Source organism: Herpetosiphon geysericola (assembly GCF_001306135.1).
GTDB classification, from domain to species: Bacteria; Chloroflexota; Chloroflexia; order Chloroflexales; family Herpetosiphonaceae; genus Herpetosiphon; species Herpetosiphon geysericola.
This window is the reverse complement of sequence record NZ_LGKP01000021.1, coordinates 52093-70934: the sequence shown is the minus strand read 5'-3', so window position 1 is coordinate 70934 and position 18842 is coordinate 52093. Positions and strand designations below refer to the sequence as shown.

Below are 18842 nucleotides of genomic sequence, written 5' to 3'. Positions count from 1 at the left end.
CTAGCCACGATTCATACCTAGGAAAGCCTACTCGTCATTGAGTAGGCTTTTATTTCGACAAAAAAAGCAGCGCTAGAGCTATTTGCCCTAGCGCTGCTTCAAACCACAGTTGGTTTATGGCAGATATTTCAGCGGATTGACTGCCGTACCATCGATTTTGATCGTGAAGTGCAAGTGGACACCAGTTGAATAGCCGCCGCCAGCCCGATCATAGGTGCTGCCCATATAGCCAATCAACTGTCCGGCCTCGACTTCTTGACCTTCGGAAACCACAGGATTCGACATCATATGGCCGTATTCAGTGACCATCCCTGAGCCGTGGCTAATTTTGACACAATAGCCATAGCCGCTACACCAGCCAGCTTCGATAACTGTACCACGGCGAGCAGCCGAAATTGGCGTGCCTTTGCGGTTGGCAATATCGATGCCGTTGTGGAAGCGCCCAACGCTAAAGTTGCGATAACCAAAGCCCGAAGTTAGGTCGCCATAGCTTGGCCAAACCCAGACTGGTGGCGGCGGTGGTGGCGGTGGGAAATTATCGGTTTCTTCCAAAACCGACCAAACTTCAGCCGGAATGCTCACGACTTCGCGGGCAACCCAAGCCACATTGCCATCAGTTTGCAGAATTTTGACCCATTCTTCGTGCTTAGCGATCAGCTGTAAACGCTCGCCAGCATTGACCTTGACGATTTTCTCATAGGCAGTGCCTGGGCCTTCGCGCAAGTTGGTGCGGTCGGCTAACACGATTGCTGCTGCTTGCGATTTTTGGTTGATTGAATCGATTGCGCCGCGGACTGAGACATTTTGGACGCCCGCTAGTGATGCGCCTGGCACGAAAATCTCGCGGCCAGCAACCAAGGCTTGGCCTTGATCTAAGCCATTGGGTGGGAAGGTCATAATCACATCAGCGCCAACACTATAGCGTTCGGCAATATCGGTAATCGTTTCGCCTTCGCTGACGGTGTGGGGTACTCCCGAAACTCGCGGAATCCGCAAGGTTTCGCCAATCGCAACTGGGCCAGTCAAATTATTGGCCGCAATGAGTGATTCGGGGGTGATTGTATATTTGCTAGCAATATCGGCGATAGTTTCTTCGTTGGCAACCAAGTGGGTTGCCACAAAGGCAGGGCCACGCTCTGGCGCTGGTTTGATTAAGGCAGGGCCAACATCGACCACCACTTCATGCTCGCCACCGCCAACACTTTGGGGCTGGGTTGCAGAAATGGGGATGACGACGCGTTGAAAATTACCTGCTTCAACTTCATCGACCAACTGAGCGGCGGCTAAAACTTCGGGAATTGCGTGATCGGTCGAATTGGCAGCCGGATTGAGCGGAAAGCCTCGGCCCCAAGCCACCACACAAGCAGCCAAAAGAATGACGCTATGGGCGACTAAACGACGTTGAATTTGTAAGCGTTGACGCACCGATTGGGCGGCAAGCTTGAGCGAACGCCGTGCTGGTTTTGGTTCGGAAATTGCTAGTGGAGCACGTGTTGATGTGCCAGCGATTTGAGCTAGCGAAGATCGCGCGATCGAAGCTGCGCGTTGTTCTTGCTTGCGTCGTCGTTGGGCTGAGCGGCCACCTTGATTGAGCGACTCAATCCGGCCTGTATCAGATTTTTGGCGAAATGCGGTAGTGGTGTGGTTAGGAGCTGGTAGCAAAATAACTTCGGCGTTGTTTTGCGTTTGGGCCCGTTGAACACGTCGCCGCGGAGTTCGCTTCTCTGTCATGGAAAGAAGACTCCTCGAATGGTACTTGGTTGCTGATAGCAATCACGGCTATCGGCATGCATTACAACATGAATGTGCGCTGCCAAGTCCACGCAGTTATGGCAAGCATAGCCTAAGCTTAATACTTTGTCAATTTTTATGCTGCTTGCTGGCCACGGAGTTTAGTTTTAGCCCTTTGTTATGTCTTTAATCGACATTTGTAGTATTTAACAAGCATGGCTTTTTTCGCCACCCTTCCGTTCCTCCGCCGGAGGGAAACGCCGGGGATTTTCATCCCCCAGCACCCCCTAATATTTATGTGTTGGAATATTGCTATGTTTGCTGATCCCCAATGATTTGTTTTCATGCCCTTTCTTCGTGCAATTCGTGCAATTCGTGGCTAAAATAAGCATCCGTGATTTCCTGACCCCTGAGCACTGATTCCTCAGCATCGTTTCGCCACCCTTCCGTCCCTCCGCCGGAGGGAAACGCCGGGGGTTTTCATCCCCCAGCACCCCCTAATATTTATGTGTTGGAATGTTGCGATGCTTCCTCATCCCCACATTAATAGCTTCGTGCTCTTTGTGCTCTTCGTGGATCGATTGGTTAAAGCAGAGGCGCAGAGGAAATATGGCTATGGGCTGATGGCTATCGGAAGATATATAAATCTGTGCCAATCTGTGGTAAAAAGATTCATTCGTGCAATTCGTGGCTAAAATAAGCATTCGTGATTTCCTGACCCCTGAGCGCTGATCCCTGAATCCTACCCCTTCGTGCTCTTCGTGTCCTTCGTGGTTTCGTCTCTCTCGTCGCTCGCCTATGGTATGCTAGCGCTGTTTGATTAGTTAAAAAGGATTCAGTGTGTCGCAACGCTTAATTCATACGTTTGTGCTTTTGGGCTATCTCCTGCTTGCAATCATCGCTACCTATCCGCTGATTGGCCATGTTGCAACCCATGTGCCTTCAGGATCTGGCGATGCAGCGCAAGATTTATGGGAAAAGCTCTGGAATCTTGATCATGTGTATCGCAGCCTGCTTGCTGGCAAATCGCCTTTTTTTACCGACCAATTGTATACCCCGAATGGCGCTGCGCTCTATTTTCACCCCTTGAGCATCACCAACGCAATTATTGCGCTGCCGATTATCGCCATATGGGGCGTGATTCCAGCTTATAATTTTTTGGCGCTTGGCTCGTTTGTGCTCAGCGGCTATGCAGTCTATTTGCTCTGTCGCCAATGGCAATGCTCGTCGCGCAGCGCCTTTCTGGCTGGCATGATCTACAGTTTTTCTGCCTTTCATGTTGGCCACCTCACCCTCAATCACCTTGAATTGTGGAATATGCAGTGGTTGCCGCTCTATTTCGTGGCCTACGAACGGGTGCGCCAACAACCTTCATTCGGGCGAATTGCATGGGCAATTCTGGCTTTGCTCGCGGTGTTGTTTTCAAGCTTGTATATGGCGATGTATGCGCTGCTCTGGACATTGGTCTGGCTTGGGTTTGATCTGGCGCAGCAACCACGCAGCCTCAAACATACTTGGCAACGCCTACGTGCGCCACTGATCATTGGCGGCGTAACTTTAGTCGTGATTCTGCCATTAATGTTGCTTCCAATGTTGCGCCAGGCCGCGCAAAATTCGGTCTTGATTCGCAGCGTTGAGGAAGTGAGCAAGCGCGCAATCTCACCCTTGGCAGTTCTCCAACGCTCAACATTATCCTATTTAGGCATTGTTGGGCTGGCGTTGGCCGTAATTGGCGTGGTGTTGACCAAAAAACAAGGCTTGCGCTGGATTGTGCTCGGGCTTGGGGCATTTTGGCTGGCGCTCGGCCCACGCTATGGCTTGTATCAAATTTATAATCTCTTGCCAATTGCCCAATTCGGGCGCTACCCCGATCGCTTTATCGTTTTAACGTTAATAAGTTGTGCGGTGCTGGCGGCCATGGGCGTGGATGCGCTGCTGAAGCGTTGGCAAGCGCGTTGGCATGTGCTGGCAAGCGCAGTTTTGCTACTCTTAATTGGGGTTGATAGTTGGCCAAGCCAGCGACCATTGCTTCAGCCAAGGCATCACCCCGTATATGAGCAAATTGCCGCCGATCCAATCACTGGCAGTGTGCTCGATATGCCGATTCGCCGCACCAACAGCGCGTGGTTTGCCATGTATTATCAAACCATCCATCAGCGCCCAATTATTGATGGCGTGTTGGCGCGGCCTGTGCCACGCATCCCAATTTTTGATATTCGGCTCGTTCGTGGCTTAGAAGAACCAGAACTTAATTTGCCAGCGCAGGATATTTTTCCTGTGCAGCAACCGCTGGCTGCAACTAGCTACTTTAATTTGCGCTACCTCGTGTACTACCGCAAATCGGATATGCCGAATCAGCAAGTGCCGACGTTGGAGCAAGTGGAAGCGCTCACCGGAGCCAAGGCCAGCGAAATTGCCAACGACGAAACGCTCGTGGCCTATCGGCTGGATTGGCAACCAAGCAGCGAGCCATTGACGAGCTTGATGGAATTGGGCACTGGTTGGTATGAGCTTGAGGGCAGCGAGAACGATTTGCATCGCTGGATTAAAGATGCTGGAGCCGGCGCAACTTTGGGCTTATATCCCACTCGCCCGATGCAGGCCCAGCTTCAATTGAAATTGGTGGCATTCGATCATCCGCAGGCGGTCGATATTTTGCTTGATGATCAAGTTTTGGCAACACTGAACGTTGGCACAGCGGTCGAAAGCTTTACGTTGCCAATCGATTTAGCCCAAAAAAGTTATACGCTGCGTTTCAAACCCCACGAAGCAGGCATTAACCCAAGCTTGCAACAGCCAGGCGCCGACCCGCGCACTTTATCAATTAGCGTTTTTGAAGCAACAATTCAGCCTTAAAAAACAATAGCTGCTCAGCGATTGATTCGACTGAGCAGCTATCACCTCAATTTATTTCTTTTTCGCCCACGCGATTGCACCCAAGGCTGCTGCTGCGCCAAGCGTCCAACCAACCCATTGGCGTGATGGCTGGCGATCTTTGAGCACAGTTTGGGCAGTGTTATAACCCGATGCCGCAAAGACGCCGCCGCCAGGATGGGTGCTTGCCCCAGTCAGATACAAGCCTTTGATCCCAGCCACGCGATACTCAGAAAGCTCAGGCAGAGGGCGGAAGGCAAACATCTGATCAAACGACATTTCGACATGCATCACGTTGCCGCGCAACATGCCAAAGGTTCGCTCCAAGGTTAATGGCGTTTGCACATAGCGATTGCTAATTTTGCCACGCATATTCGGCGCATAGCGATACACCACTTCTAAAAGTTTGTCGGCCTCGCGATCGGCAATGCTATCCCAATCTTCGCCATTGCTTAATTCATACGGGTGATATTGGCCCCACAAAAACAGCGTATGCTTGCCCTTGGGTGCAACATCGGGGTCGATTGCACTAAATGTCATGGCAATCACCGCCGGATCGTTGGCAGGCACGCCGCGATCGTAATCGCTGACCGCACGATTGAGATAGTCGATCGATGGGCAAAGTAATTGCAAGCCATGATGCGATGGATGCGGGCGGCCACCAGAAGGCGCGGCTAAATAATCGGGCAATTCATCGGCGGCACAGCGCACTGCCATGCCAAAGCCATTGCCAACCCGAATCCGCCCAACCCGCTCGGCTAGCCCATTCGGCAATTGCTCACGCTCAACCAACTTGAGCAAGGTGGTTTGCACATGAGCATTCGAAATAACCATTGGTGCGCTATAGATTTCGCCCGAGGTTAATTCAACTCCTTGCACAACTCCATGCTGCACAATAATGCGCTCAACCGGAGCATCGAGGAGCAGCGTGCCACCGTCGCTTTTGAAGCGTGCAGCCATCGCTTGGGTCAGCATCCCAGAGCCACCGCGCGGATGTTTCGCGCCGCTTTCGTGCAGCATCGCATGCCAGCCAGCAAAATCGCCTGTGCCAATTTCGTGCGGCGGTGGGCCAGATTGCGCCGCCAACCAGCCCATTGCAGCGCGCATGGCTTCGCTTTCAAAGGTTTCGTTGATCAAATGGCCATACGAGGTAAACAAGCGTCGCAGAATATCCAGCGGATGGGTGCCTTTTTCGCCTTTGAATTGACCAGTTAGCATCTGGCGGCCAAGGTTGGCGGGCGATGGCGATTTGAGAAATACATCAAACACGCCTTCGTTGAGCGGCCCCCACAGCGCCACAAATTGGCGATAGGCATGGGCATCTTTGGGCGAAATTTTCTCAATCGAAGCACAGGTTTTGTCTAAATCGCGCCAAAATTCAATTGCGCCTGAACCATCGGGCAATGGATACCAGGCAAACGGGTCCATATCGATATATTCCAAGCCAAATTTGTGTAGCTCAAGCTCGCGCACCACTGGCGTGAGATGAATCATAATGTGGGCAGAGGAGCCAACATCCATCTTATAGCCGCCAAACATGGTTTCGGTGCAAACCGCGCCGCCAACAATTGGTCGCCGTTCGATCACAAGGGTTTTGATTCCAGCTTTTTGCAAATAACAGGCACAGGTCAAGCCATTATGCCCACCGCCAACAACAATCGCATCAAATTGGGCCATGTTCATCATCGCTCCACACTATCGAGATTGCTTATGCTACGCAACAATCTGCGCTTTGGACGTATCATAGCGCCGCAGCAGCCAAGCCACAATCAAGCCAAGGCCCAGCCATGGCAGCCAAATCCAACCTAATTCTGAGCGCAGCACATTCCAGCCGCGCTCGGAAAAAAGCCGCGCCGCGCTAATTGGCGCCACCGCAATTGGCCGCCACTCAAAAAAAACTCGCTGGCTACTGAACGGCCACCACAGCGCCACGCCACTGCCGCCATTGGTTAGCATATCGTAAAGTGGATGGCTAAAGCTTGCCAGAAACAATACCAGCGCCGCAACCCAGCGTTTGCAGCCCAAGCGCGGCGCGAAAATCGCCCCCAAACCTGCAATCATGCTAGCAAAGCCAATTGAATGGGTAAAGCCGCGATGGCTCAGCAAGGTGCCGCGTGGCATGTCCAGCCAAAAGCTAATCCCATCAAAATCAGGGCTAATTGCTGCAATCAAGGCGCACACCAACAACGGGCGGCTAATCCGCTCGCGCCCAAGCGCCAAGCCAAGCACCAAGGCTGGCGCCACATGACTAAATATTGTTGGCATCGCAGCTCCTCAATCAAATGAGCCTCAAGGGATTGTTCCTTGAGGCTCAGTATAGCAATGATTTCGCCAACAACTCAGGCTTTAGGCATTAACTTCGTGGGCGTTGGCCAACAATATCGCTTGTTGGCGATCGTGCTCAGCTTCTGGATAGCGTTCGAGCGCTTCCAAGGCTACCGCGCGATTTTCATACAGCTCAGCCAAATCGGGCTGCAATTCAATCGCGGTGTTCAAATCGGCCAACGAGGCAACCAAATCGCCAAGCTCATAATAGAGAATTGCGCGGTTGGCAACAATGCCTGAGTCGCTTGGTTTGAGCCTCAGGCTATCGCTATAATCGTCGATCGCAGCCTGAGTTTGGCCCAAAGCTTCGTAGCATTCGGCCCGATGGTTGAGCGCCACCACATTTTTGGGATCAATATCTAGCGCTCGGCTAAATGCGCCAACTGCTTGCTCAAACTCGTCTTGCAATTGGTAACATTGAGCAAGGTTGGTCCACACTTCGGTATACGGCGGGCTAAGCTCGATCGATTGACGATAATCACGCTCGGCTGCTGCATAATCGCCAATTTGCAGATAAATATTAGCGCGCTCATTATAATATTCGGCGTAGTTGGGGTCCATTTCAATCGTCAAGGTGTAATAGTGCAGCGCATTCTGGTAATCTTTGAGCGAATCGTATACTTGGGCAATGTTATACAGCAACACCGAGCGATGTAATTTATGTTCCTCAGTATCCAAGCCAGTTTCTAGCTGTTTGTAACATTCTTGGCAAATTTCAATTGCTTCCAAGGGCCGTTTTTGGAAGTGGCGAATTAATGCCAAGCCATTGCGATTAAACGATGATTGGAAGAGTTTTTCTTGGGCCGGAATATCAGCCTGCTGAATCGCTTCAATGCCCAAATTAAGATAATGCTCTGCCTGATCATAATCGCGGGGCACTGCAAAGCGCCCATGAATCATCGCAATCAAGTAATACCAGCTAAATAAACGGGCTGGATTATCGGTAATGCTCACCGCAGTTTCGGCAATTGCCAAAGCTGGCTCGGCCTGTTTTAGCCCAATATAACAATTGTAGAGCTTCAAATAAGCGCTGAGCCGAAAATCAACGCTCTTAGGGAAATCGCGCTCCATTTCAACTTGCAACGGCTCGCCATAATATAGCGCATCTGCATACAAGCCGCGCGTTGAGCAGATCGAAAGCCCTTCGTGCATAAAGCCAAGCCGCTTGCGTGGCTCGTTGGCAGCGGTTGCCAGCTGAATCAATTGCGGCAAGTGCAATTCAATTTCAATTGGATCAAAGGTGTGGTCGCGCTCTAGCTCATCAAGCTGTTGCTTAGCCTCAGCAGGATCTAATGCAGCAACTGGCTGATCAGCTTGCCAAGCGCCATTGATAACCTCGACATGCTCGGCCCAACTTTGATAGTCGGCGAGTAACTCAGCGTTTGGCTCAATCAAAAAGCCAATCGTCAAGCCAAAGCGTTGGTCGGCGCGGCGCAATAATTCTTTGAAAAACATCGTGACCAACGAGCCAGCCTGATCAAACTGATCGCAGACAATCACCCAAGCTTGGTCGGGCGTATGTTGGCGAAACTCATGCAGCATATCGATCAAGCCTTGCACAATCCGAAAGGCGCGATCGGCTGCATAATTGCGCGTGCGTTCTTGAGGATTGCTAATATCGGTCAGGCTTGGGTTGCGCACGGCCAATTCACGTTGCAATTGGGGCAGCACTAAGGCCAATTCATAATCATATTTGACCAAAAGTTCAGGCGCTTGGGCTTTAATTTCGGGCAAGAGCGAGCTAACAAAGCTATTCAGCCCAGCCCAATGGCCCAAATTGGCCCGATTCATGCTCAGCAGCCAGGTACGTGCCGCAGATTGTTGAGCGAGCCATGCTTGGGCGGCTTCGGTTCGTTGCGCGCCAGTATTGCCCACCCAGACGATTAATTGCTTGCTCTTAGATGTCATCGACGCTAACCTTTCTGCGGATCAAGCTCCAAAGCCAAAGGAAGATTCCAACGGCTTGGCTGATAAAGATCAAAATGGCTGCCAAAATTGAATCGAGCACTTGCAGGTTGTTGCTTGAACTACCAAACATGCGTTCAAACAAAATGCTGGCGTAGCTCCATAAAATTGGCAGGGTTAAGAAGAACAACGAATAGAAAGCAAGCACCCGCCCGATGAGCCAGAAAAAAGCATAGCGCTTAATAATTGTGCGCTCTCGTTCGGGAATTGCCGCTTGGTTATGTGATTCTGGGCGACCCATTAAACGATTGAACTGATTGATCATATAATTAGCGGTATCGCCCATGAGGTTTGAGCAACGTAACCAAGTTGAGAGGAAATAATAAATATCGGTGCGCACGAAGAAATACAGCTGAAACAGCAAATTCAGCAGGTAGCTCCACATAAATGCCCGCACCAAAACATAGCCAAAATCCGAAAGATTAATGATTTGGCGCTGGTGCATAAACGCCAAGTAAATCATAATCGCGGCGCTGAGCAAATCGACCACCATGCCCGCCAGAATTGGCAAAAAGCGCAGATTGCGCTTAATCGACCAAATTCCCGACATATCGGTTTCGGCCACAATTACCCATAAGCGTCGCCCAATCCCAAAGCGCACATCAATGCCGCGCGATCGGGCGGCCACTGCATGGCCAAGCTCGTGAAAAAAGGTGATGACAAAGCCATGAAGCATAATAATTAAGGTAAACAGCGCCATTTGCTCATCGACGACCATTGCCCGCCAGCCTGCCACAATCGATGGTTGGGACAGCACAATCGCCGCCGCACCACCAATCACAATCGCATACAAAGCCAACGCAATTGGGCTGAACAAGAGTTGGGCTAGCCGCACCGGAAAAAACGTGAAGTGAAAGCGCACAGTGCGCGGTTGATTGGGGGTGGTTGCAACAGCTTGAGCTGCATTGGTTGACGCTTGTTGGCCAAAGCGCACAGTATCCGATTGGAGCGGCTGGACAAAGCCTTCGGATTCTAATTGTTCGAGGAGATCGACCAAATCGGGAATTTCACCATAGCGTTCAGCATACAGGGCTTGTGCCTCGCCAATGGTTTTGCCGTGTGCCAAATCATCGAGGATTTCAACGGCTTCTTTGGGCAGCATGATGAAGTTATTGGTATCGACGCGCCCAATTAATAATTCTTCTTCGCTCTCCTCTTGCCGAACAAATGGATACACATCAACATAGGCTGATGCTGTATACAAAGGATTCGTCGAGGCAGCAACCATACTTGTCATAGCGCCAGGCCCACCCTTCTAGTGTTTGGGATTAACCAAAACCTTCTCCTGCTCGCTCACTCACCAAGCAGTTTTAAGCACCAACGAGGATGGGAATGGGATCACCGGGGCCAATTGGGTCGCAGGAGCCTGCGTAAAAGGCCGCCGTTGTTTTAAGGGTTTCGACTTTGCGAATCTTAATCTTTTTCATAGATCCTCCTTACCCACCGTCGAGCCAAAAAACCTATGGTTCAAGCACTGGGAATGGGCTGATGATGATTGGGCCACCACAGCCGCCAGCATAGAATGCAGCGGTCGTTTTCAGGGTTTCAGCCTTGCGAATCGTGATCTTTTTCATTGGAAATCCCCCTTTAGCAATAATCTAGATTTCGGCGAATAAACTAGGGTTGGGCGAAGATTGGGCCACAGCTGCCAGCATAGAAAGCGGCGGTGGTTTTTAGGGTTTCAGTCTTGCGAATGGTGATCTTTTTCATGACACACTCCTAAAAGTTGCTGATCAATTAAGCCGAGAAGCTTATGGAAGCGGGCGAGGGCCGCCGCAGCCACCAGCGTAGAATGCTGCGGTGGTTTTGAGGGTTTCAACTTTGCGAATTGCAAGCTTTTTCATAACACACTCCTTAACCCAAATAAATAATTCAAACAGCCAAGCCTATGGGATTTGGCGTGGTGGGCCGCCGCAGCCGCCAGCATAGAAGGCAGCGGTGGTTTTGAGGGTTTCAACTTTGCGAATTGCAAGCTTTTTCATAACACACTCCTAATAAACCCATTGCGTTAATGGGAAGGCTCAGATCGATTCATGTGGGAATCTGTGGAACTATTTGCAGCGGGAGCAAAGAGCGAAAAATGCAAATAGCAACAAGCAAAACCTATGGGATTAGCACGCCACCGCGGCCTGGACCAATTGGGCCACCACAGCCACCAGCATAGAAGGCAGCGGTTGTTTTGACGGTTTCAGCCTTGCGAATCGTGATCTTTTTCATGTGACACTCCTAATAAGCCCATTGCAATGATGGGGTGTTTAATGAGCCAAAATAAAAATCTGAAGCACTATTTGCAGTAGGCAGGATAGAGGCAGGCAAATAGCTTGAGGGTGGAGTTGTGCTTATGGAATCAGGATTCGGCCTGGGCCAATTGGTGATGTACCACAGCCACCAGCGTAGAAGGCAGCAGTTGTTTTGACGGTTTCAGCTTTGCGAATGATGATTTTCTTCATGGGGTTGCTCCTTGTAAGATGATAGTTAAATGTGCGACGATCATCCTCAATTATTTTGAAGCAGTGGAGCAAGATGTGGGAGTAGTTGCTTCAAAATCGTAGCTAGCTGCTAGGTTTAGGGAATTACAATAATTCCACCACCGCCTGAATGACACCCGCCAGCATAAAATGCCGCAGTGGTTTTCAAGGTTTCAGCTTTACGAATGGTGATCTTTTTCACGGAAATCCTTCATTGGAATGAAAATGATCGTATTTAATTTAGGGCATTTAAGTTTGGGTTTTGAAGCAAGGGCAGGCAGGAGAAAAGGTGTTGCTTCGTTGAGGTTTTGGGTTTGCCGACGTTTATTATGGCAGAACGATGATGATTGGGCCACCACAGCCACCAGCATAGAACGCAGCGGTCGTTTTGAGGGTTTCGGTCTTGCGAATCGTCAGTTTCTTCATGGGTACTCCTTATAATGAATCGGTGAATTAATCGCTAGTATACTTTTAATTATTAATAGTTGTCTAGCGAATAAGATGAGTAAATGATTAATAACCTTTTTCACAAATGTCACATCTTCGAATGTGCGCATCAATGCCTGATTAACCGCCAATCATAGCCATTTTTCATAATAGATAAGCTCAAGCTGTGCAATCTGGCCACGAGCAATTTCGCGATAGCCATGTTTGAGATAGAGCTTTTGGGCGGGTGCTTGTTGCACCGAGGTATCCAAATGCAAGCGGGTTAGGCCCAATTCGCGTGCGCGCACTTCGAGCGCAAGCAACAGCTGCTCGCCCAAGCCGCGCCGCCAAAAATCAGGGTGTACCCGCATACGTTTGACTTCGGCCTCGCGCTCGCCAGTTGGCAACAAACCGCCCATAACCACCACCAGCCCAGCCACTTCGCCAACCAAAAATTCGCCACCTGTGGTCAGATAATAATCTTCGACCGCCAAAACATCTGCATCGCGTGGCCCATTGCCAAGATGGGCACCCATCAACTGCAACCCCAGATTGTGCAGTTCCCAAACAATCGCTGCATCGCTTGCTTGATAGCGGCGGATGTGTAATTCCATTGGTTGCTCCTATCTAAAACACGTAGCTAAGACCCTCCGAGCCTAGACTGATCCATAAAAGGAATACGCCTGACAGGATCTAGGATACTGGCAACTCCTTCATTGACAGGGTTGATAGAATACCCAGCGATCGGTGCTGTCCGATTGCCCATGCACGACCGTATCTGCATTATCGTCAGCAGCGTGCCAAACATATCATGCGATGAAGGAGTGATCATGGCTTTCCCACGCTTTATAACCCCCCGTCTGCTCCTCAGACCAATGGTCGCCGAGGATATCCATCCCTTGTTTGCCTTGATTTATAACGATCCTATGGTGCGCCAGTTTTTTACCAATCTTGAGACGTGGGATGCCGTGGCCATGGTGCATCAGGCCACTGTGGCTGCTAATGACGATCCTGCAAACCGTGGTTTTGGGCACTGGACGGTTACCGAGCGTAGCAGTGGGACGGTCTTAGGAAAAGTGCTGTTAGAAGCCCCAGCCCCGGCCCCATGGATTGTGCTTGATGACAGATCGCCGCATGCTCCTGTCGGGATGGAGACCGAACTCGCATATGCCTTGGGTCGTGCATTTTGGGGCCATGGATATGCGTTTGAGGCATGTCAGGCACTATTGCCACATATTTTTGAGACGCTGGCGCTCCCACGTGTGATGAATAGCGTGCGGCGCGCCAATACGGCATCGATCCGCCTCATGGAAAAGCTCGGATTTCAGCTTGAGTCGCAGCGGGAGCGACCAGAATTCGTGATTGGCGTGCTAACCCAATTAACTTATGCCGATACAGCGCGTACCACGGTGGTATCACCATCCCGCTAGATCACATGTGATTCTCAAAGGTCGATGCTCCTTCTATGCTAGTGGCTTTCTGGATACATGACAAGATCAAGGTGTAAATATGTTCTGAAGGTCTTGGCTAAACTTGCTACCTAAGATAAAAAAACCTGCTGTTGGCTTTCTCTGACAACAGCAGGCGCTGAATTGCAATCGAGTGGGTTTTATTCTTGGAACGTAGTTAAAAAGGTGCTTGGCGGCGATAAGCGCAGCGATTGTTGCTCTTGCGAATGCGGCAAATGGGTAAATGTGCCATTATCGTACCAAAAAACCTGATTCGAGATCGAGCCAGGGCCGTTCAGGTACATGCCTTCGACCACAGGCAGCATGCTCGTCCACGCTTCCAAGGCAATTGGTTCATTAATTGGGTAGCACAAGACCACATGGCGATTGGGAACAGCCACCAACGTACCAAAGCGGCCCAAACATTGAGGATAGTGCTCAAGCAACAAACTTTGCGAGCCAATCAAGAAATCGTCGCCAGTAATCGCCAGCACATTGATCCCATCATCCAACTCGTGTTCGGTCAGGCGCAACTCGCGTCCCCGCAAGTTTTCCAAGGCAATCGCAAACAATTCATCGTTGCTCTTGCCCCAAACAGCGGCCTCGTCGCTGCTAACACTGCGGATGGTCGTTGGCAAATCGAAGACCAACACCGAGCACACATCCTGCAAATCCTCTCGATAGATCAGCTTTTCGCGCAATTCAGGCTCCAAGGCCCACAAGCGAATCGCCAACAAATCGCGAACACTTTCAAAATCGTCTATTTCATCTTGCAAGAGCACTTCGTTTTCAAAGCCCTTGTGCATTGCCTCAAAGTGATCGGTAATAACTGCCAGCCATTGCGATTGGGGATGGGCATAGCATTTTTGTGCCAAAGAGCTAAGCCCAATGCGGGTGTCTTTGGTCCAACCAGCATAATCGGCCAGCACCACAAAGCCTTGGTTTTCGGGGCGAACCGGTAAACCGAGGTTTTTCAAATACCGCTGCACGATTTGGCAAAAATCTTGCCATTGCTGTGGACTAAAAAAATTGACCCATGCTGGAGGTGTTGGTAATTCGCGCTTACCAAACGTTTTTTCCCAGTTGCTCATGGTTCCCCCCTATAAACGCTGACGTTGCGAACAACGCTCAAGCACACTAGGCGCTTGGCTTGCCAACAGGATGCCCAAAGTATAGCCGAGCGTTGCTGTGTTGATCAGGGCAAATAAACCGATTGTTGCTCGGTCTGAAGCCTGATATGTTAATAACCGCCATGCAGAAAGTTTGGTTCCCTCAAACCTAGGAATTGGAGCATAGGTCGCGAGGATTCCCTCAAAGCAGCGATTTAGTATCAGACGAGATCGCGGGTGCATTGCTGGCTTTCTGCTAACAACATCGTCATTCCAACGCTAACTTTTAACCTGTAGACGACAATACCTTCCACCTAGATACTATCGCATGCCCCTGTGTCATACAATGTCACCATTGTGAAAAAACGATGAGGCTTTATTAATTGTTGATCGCTTACTATGGGGATGCAAGGGTTGGCGCTTAAAAACTCAATCAGCTAGCTACGTGGCTAGTTCGTAGAGATTTTCTATCTTATATAACGCTCTCAGGCAACAAGCAAGGGTGGTGATATTAATCAAGTGTTCATTAATGACAATGATTAATATCACCACCCTTCCGTCCCGCCTCAAGGCGGGAAACGCCGGGGGTTTTCATCCCCCAGCACCCCCTAATGTTTAGGTGTTGGATTGTTGGTGTGATTGCTATGCCCCAATAATTTTTCTTCACAAGCTTCGTGCTCTTCGTGGATCAATCCGTTAACGCAGAGGCGCAGAGGAATATGGCTATCGGCTTTGGGCTATAGCAAGAATAATCAAGAAAATCTGTGGGAATCTGTGGCTAAAATTAATCTTCGTGTCCTTCGTGCTCTTTGCGGTTTTCGTCTGTCTTGCCCATTGCCCCTGATCCCTCGCTTACAGCCAGCGGCGACGGCGAAAAAACCAGAGCATACCGACGATAATCAGCAACATAATTGCCCACACCATTAAGTAGCCATAGCGCCAATGGAGTTCGGGCATCATTTCAAAGTTCATGCCATACAGCGAGGTAACGAGGGTTAGGGGTAAGAAAATCGTGCTGACGATAGTAAGCGCCTTCATAATTTCGTTCATTTTGTTCGAAGAAACCGAGAGATAGGTATCCAAGGTGCTGCCAACCACGTCGCGCACGCCTTCGCTGAGGTCGGTAATCCGCACCAGATGGTCGTAAATATCGCGAAAATAAATTTCACAGTTGCGCGAAATCACATCGAACTCGCCGCGCGAAAGTCGCTGCATCACTTCACGTTGAGGTGATACAACCCGCCGCAAGCCTAAAATGCTGTGCTTCAGCTCCAAAATACGGCGTAAAGCACTAGGCTTGGGGTCTTGAATAATGCTATCTTCCAGAAAATCAACTTCTTCATCAATTCGGTCAAGGTAGGGCAAAAATTCATCAACAATTGCATCGAGCACTGCATGGGCCAAAAAATCAGCGCCACGCTCAAGAATCCGCCCATCGCGACCAGCCCGTTCCCAAATTGAATCCAAGGCCGCTAAGCGCACATGCGAGGCGGTAACCACAAAATTGCGGCCTACGAAGCAGTTCAATTCGTCGGTGCTCAAGCGCGATACATCTTCGCCTACCGCAAGCGCATGCACAATAATAAACAGATAATCGCCAAAATCATCAACCTTTGGTGGTTGATAGCCAGTGCTCAGCGTATCTTCGATTGCAAGCGGGTGAAAATGAAACATGTCGCGCAAAAAGATATCGTATTCGCTTGACTGACACGAATACAAATTAACCCACAGCATGCCTTCGCCGCTGGCACGCACTTCGCGAATTTCATCAACGCTGCTAAGTTTGCGCAACGCTTGGTCGGGCAAGCTATAAAGGGCTTGAAACATAGACACCATCTTTTGCTAACAAAAAGGGCAAGTCGTGTGACTTGCCCCAAACGCTAATTTGCTTGCGCTTACTTGACGCTGGTAATGCCATCGTCGGCAGCAATGAGGCGCGTGCGGGCTGAATTTGAGAGATCATACAGCCATAATTCGCTGGCCCCACCAATTACTGGCTGCGCGCCACGCTCAGTATCTGGCGATTGTAAAGAGCGTACATACAACATCGTATCATCAACGACCGCAACCGAGCCTAAATCGCCAAGGGTCGAGCCTTTGATAAGTTGACTATCTTTGCTACCTTGGCGGCTGTGGAGGCTATAGTTCAGCACTTGGCCGCTACGACAAATGACATTTAAGTAGTAGAGGGTGTTGTCGTTGCCCCACGCCAGCGGGCGCACCCACCATTGGCCGTTGATCAGGTCGAGTTGTTTGCCGCTCTGATCGAGCACAACTAAGTCGGCGCCACCATCAGCGCGAATGGCTTCGACGGCAATCCGTGTGCCATCAGCAGAAACGCTGGCTTTGCCAACGCTGGCATAGTTGCCAAGGCTAGCTTGGCCGAGCAAGTTATCGGTGCCGCTCAACGGATTGCTGATTAGCAATGCACCTTGGCCGCCATCGGTATGCCCAACCGTGAGTACGGAGCCATCGGGCAAGGCATGGGGCATGCGGCGGCTCCACTCATCAAGCGGCGAGACCGCATTGGCATCGCCACCATTGGCGGTAACTTGCCATAAGCGATAACTATCAGGCGCTGCATCACTCCATGGCGCAGTAAACCAAATTACGCCGCCATCAAGTGCCCAAGCTGGCTCGGCACAGCCGCCCACATCGGCAACCAAGGTTTCGTTATCGCCATCGATCGTGCTAGTCCAGAGTGCGCCTTGGGTTGGCAAGCCATCAGGATTGGCGCGACAGAAGGCAATTTGGGTGCGATCTGGGCTAAGCGCAACAGCGCTTTCGATGGCCAAAGTTGTGGTAATCGGCACAACCCGCGCGCTTTCGTAGCGGTATAAATCGCCCTTGCTAACAAAAACAACTGGCTGCTTGGGAGCGGTTGGTTTGCCATTGCTCTTGGATAGGGCATCATCGCTAAGCACGGTATTGGCAGTATCAGCAATCACCACATTTAAGCGTCCACCATCAAGCTGCACGGTAAATGGCAAGGCTTGATCGAGCCCAATTTCGATCAATACGCCTGCTGAATCGCTGCTCGATTGCGAAACGACCGAGCGCACATGTTGCAAAGTATCAAGGCGTAAGACTTTGGTCAGCGTGACCGAAGATGAACTCCACAGCTCATCGTGGCGCCATAATGGCAGATCGATTTGAATAACGCTGGCGATTGAGCTATCGCTGGAGAGCAACTGCGCGGCGGCTGGTGGTACACAACGCACTTGGCCGTTGACCGGGCCGCTACTTGAAGTTAATTCTAAAAAGAGCCGATCGCCATTTGGCGTGCGATCAAGCCCAGCATTATTGAGCCGAGCACTAAACCGCTCATCAGTTACCGCCCCAAAATTTTGCGTACAAAAACTGCTGCTCTGATTGGCAGTTGGCGTGCTCAGCGGCGTTGCCTGCGGCGTTGATTGTGGGATAACTGCTGAAGGGTTAATTGGCGTAGCACCTTTGGTTGGCGACGGGCCAACTGTGCGAGTTGGCGTAACCGAAGGCGCGGTGGTTGGCGACGCAGGTGCAGGCGTTAATGTCACCGTAGCCGTTGGAGTAGCCGTGCCTGTCGGAGTTAAGGCGAGAATAGTTAGCTGATTTTGTAACGGGCGAGCAGTGGGCTGTGGGGCTTGTTGACATGCTGCGAGCGCCACAACGACCAAGGCTAAACTCACACGTTGCCGTAACAACAACTTCAAACGACACTCCTTGGACAAATCCAAACCGGCGGTGGGCAACGCCGCAATTACATCCCAGAAAACGAATTATCGTTTTGCACAATTTTAATCCAGCCCCGCTGTAATGCAAATACCACAGCTTGGGTGCGATCGTTAACCGCTAGTTTGCGCAAAATTGATGAAATATGATTTTTGACTGTTTGATTGCTAATTTCGAGCCGGGCAGCAATCTCTTTATTGGTCTGACCAGCAGCAACCAATTCGAGCACTTCGATTTCGCGTGGTGACATCGGCGAATAGACATGCTCGGTATGGGTATCCATCGTGAGTTGACGAAATGAATCCATCACAGCAGCAGCAACCGCTGGCGTATTCAGCACCAAATCATTAATGGGATAATTGCCTGAGCGCACCATATCGACCGAATTGATCAAATCGTCCCAATCGATCGTGCGCGAAAGATAGGCTGCAACGCCAGCGCGCAGAGATTTGACGATCCCTTCTTGATCGTTAATATCGCTGAGCAAAATCACGCCGATATTGGGGTGGTTTAATTTGACGGTGCGGGCAACTTCAATCCCATTAACCCCAGGCAAATCAACATCCATCACAATAATATCGGGGTTGCTATAATCGACCAAGCGAATTGCTTGTTGACCGTTGCTTGCCTCGCCAATAATTTTGTAGCGTGGCACTTGACCAAAGTGATAGCGCAACCCTTCGCGATAAATCGTGTGGGCATGAACCAAAACAAGATTGGTTTTGGCGGCTGTATCGCCGCGGCGGCGCGGGCCTTCCGCAGATGCTTGCATACGATCCACTCTT

Annotated in this window: 12 protein-coding genes; 2 read left to right on the top strand and 10 right to left on the bottom strand. The window is 50.6% G+C overall.

Annotated elements, in window-relative coordinates; all coding sequences use genetic code 11:
* Window positions 1–114: 114 nt before the first annotated feature.
* Window positions 115–1731, bottom strand: coding sequence for a peptidoglycan DD-metalloendopeptidase family protein (locus SE18_RS11715; RefSeq protein ID WP_054534647.1), 1617 nt, complete (start codon window positions 1729–1731; stop codon window positions 115–117).
* A gap of 840 nt (window positions 1732–2571) precedes the next feature.
* Here SE18_RS11715 and SE18_RS11710 point away from each other — a divergent pair.
* On the top strand, window positions 2572–4587 hold the full coding sequence (locus SE18_RS11710) for a hypothetical protein (RefSeq protein ID WP_054534646.1): 2016 nt from the start codon (window positions 2572–2574) through the stop codon (window positions 4585–4587).
* Window positions 4588–4638: 51 nt separating this feature from the next.
* On the opposite strand, the gene SE18_RS11705 is transcribed toward SE18_RS11710, so the two are convergent.
* The 5 genes from SE18_RS11705 to SE18_RS11685 all read right to left on the bottom strand — a co-directional run bounded on the left by SE18_RS11705 (window position 4639) and on the right by SE18_RS11685 (window position 12403).
* Window positions 4639–6282 carry a phytoene desaturase family protein gene (locus SE18_RS11705; RefSeq protein WP_152976628.1) on the bottom strand — a complete coding sequence of 548 codons (1644 nt, stop codon included), beginning with the start codon at window positions 6280–6282 and terminating at the stop codon, window positions 4639–4641.
* Between the two features lie 36 nt (window positions 6283–6318).
* Window positions 6319–6870: a metal-dependent hydrolase gene (locus SE18_RS11700; RefSeq protein WP_054534644.1), complete on the bottom strand. Its 552-nt coding sequence runs from the start codon at window positions 6868–6870 to the stop codon at window positions 6319–6321.
* An 81-nt stretch (window positions 6871–6951) separates the two neighbouring features.
* On the bottom strand, window positions 6952–8838 hold the full coding sequence (locus tag SE18_RS11695; RefSeq protein WP_054534643.1) for a tetratricopeptide repeat protein: 1887 nt from the start codon (window positions 8836–8838) through the stop codon (window positions 6952–6954).
* Window positions 8828–10132, bottom strand: a complete 1305-nt coding sequence (locus SE18_RS11690) for a site-2 protease family protein (protein ID WP_152976627.1) — start codon at window positions 10130–10132, stop codon at window positions 8828–8830. Before SE18_RS11690 ends, SE18_RS11695 begins: the two co-directional genes overlap by 11 nt.
* Before the next feature lie 1809 nt (window positions 10133–11941).
* A complete protein-coding gene (locus SE18_RS11685) occupies window positions 11942–12403 on the bottom strand; it encodes a GNAT family N-acetyltransferase (RefSeq protein ID WP_054534641.1) in 462 nt (153 codons plus the stop codon).
* A gap of 216 nt (window positions 12404–12619) precedes the next feature.
* Between SE18_RS11685 and SE18_RS11680 the strand changes: the two genes are divergently transcribed.
* Window positions 12620–13219 (top strand): GNAT family N-acetyltransferase, encoded by a 600-nt coding sequence (locus tag SE18_RS11680; protein ID WP_054534640.1) that lies wholly within the window; start codon window positions 12620–12622, stop codon window positions 13217–13219.
* A 179-nt stretch (window positions 13220–13398) separates the two neighbouring features.
* On the opposite strand, the gene SE18_RS11675 is transcribed toward SE18_RS11680, so the two are convergent.
* The 4 genes from SE18_RS11675 to SE18_RS11660 all read right to left on the bottom strand — a co-directional run bounded on the left by SE18_RS11675 (window position 13399) and on the right by SE18_RS11660 (window position 18829).
* Complete coding sequence (locus tag SE18_RS11675) at window positions 13399–14328, bottom strand: hypothetical protein (RefSeq protein WP_054534639.1); 930 nt, start codon at window positions 14326–14328, stop codon at window positions 13399–13401.
* An 870-nt stretch (window positions 14329–15198) separates the two neighbouring features.
* The gene (gene corA, locus SE18_RS11670) at window positions 15199–16173 is read right to left on the bottom strand and encodes a magnesium/cobalt transporter CorA (RefSeq protein WP_236706859.1); all 975 of its coding nucleotides are present in this window, start codon (window positions 16171–16173) and stop codon (window positions 15199–15201) included.
* A gap of 68 nt (window positions 16174–16241) precedes the next feature.
* Window positions 16242–18038 carry a TolB family protein gene (locus tag SE18_RS11665; RefSeq protein WP_054534637.1) on the bottom strand — a complete coding sequence of 599 codons (1797 nt, stop codon included), beginning with the start codon at window positions 18036–18038 and terminating at the stop codon, window positions 16242–16244.
* 47 nt (window positions 18039–18085) lie between these two features.
* Window positions 18086–18829, bottom strand: coding sequence for a response regulator transcription factor (locus SE18_RS11660; protein WP_054534636.1), 744 nt, complete (start codon window positions 18827–18829; stop codon window positions 18086–18088).
* Window positions 18830–18842 lie beyond the last annotated feature (13 nt).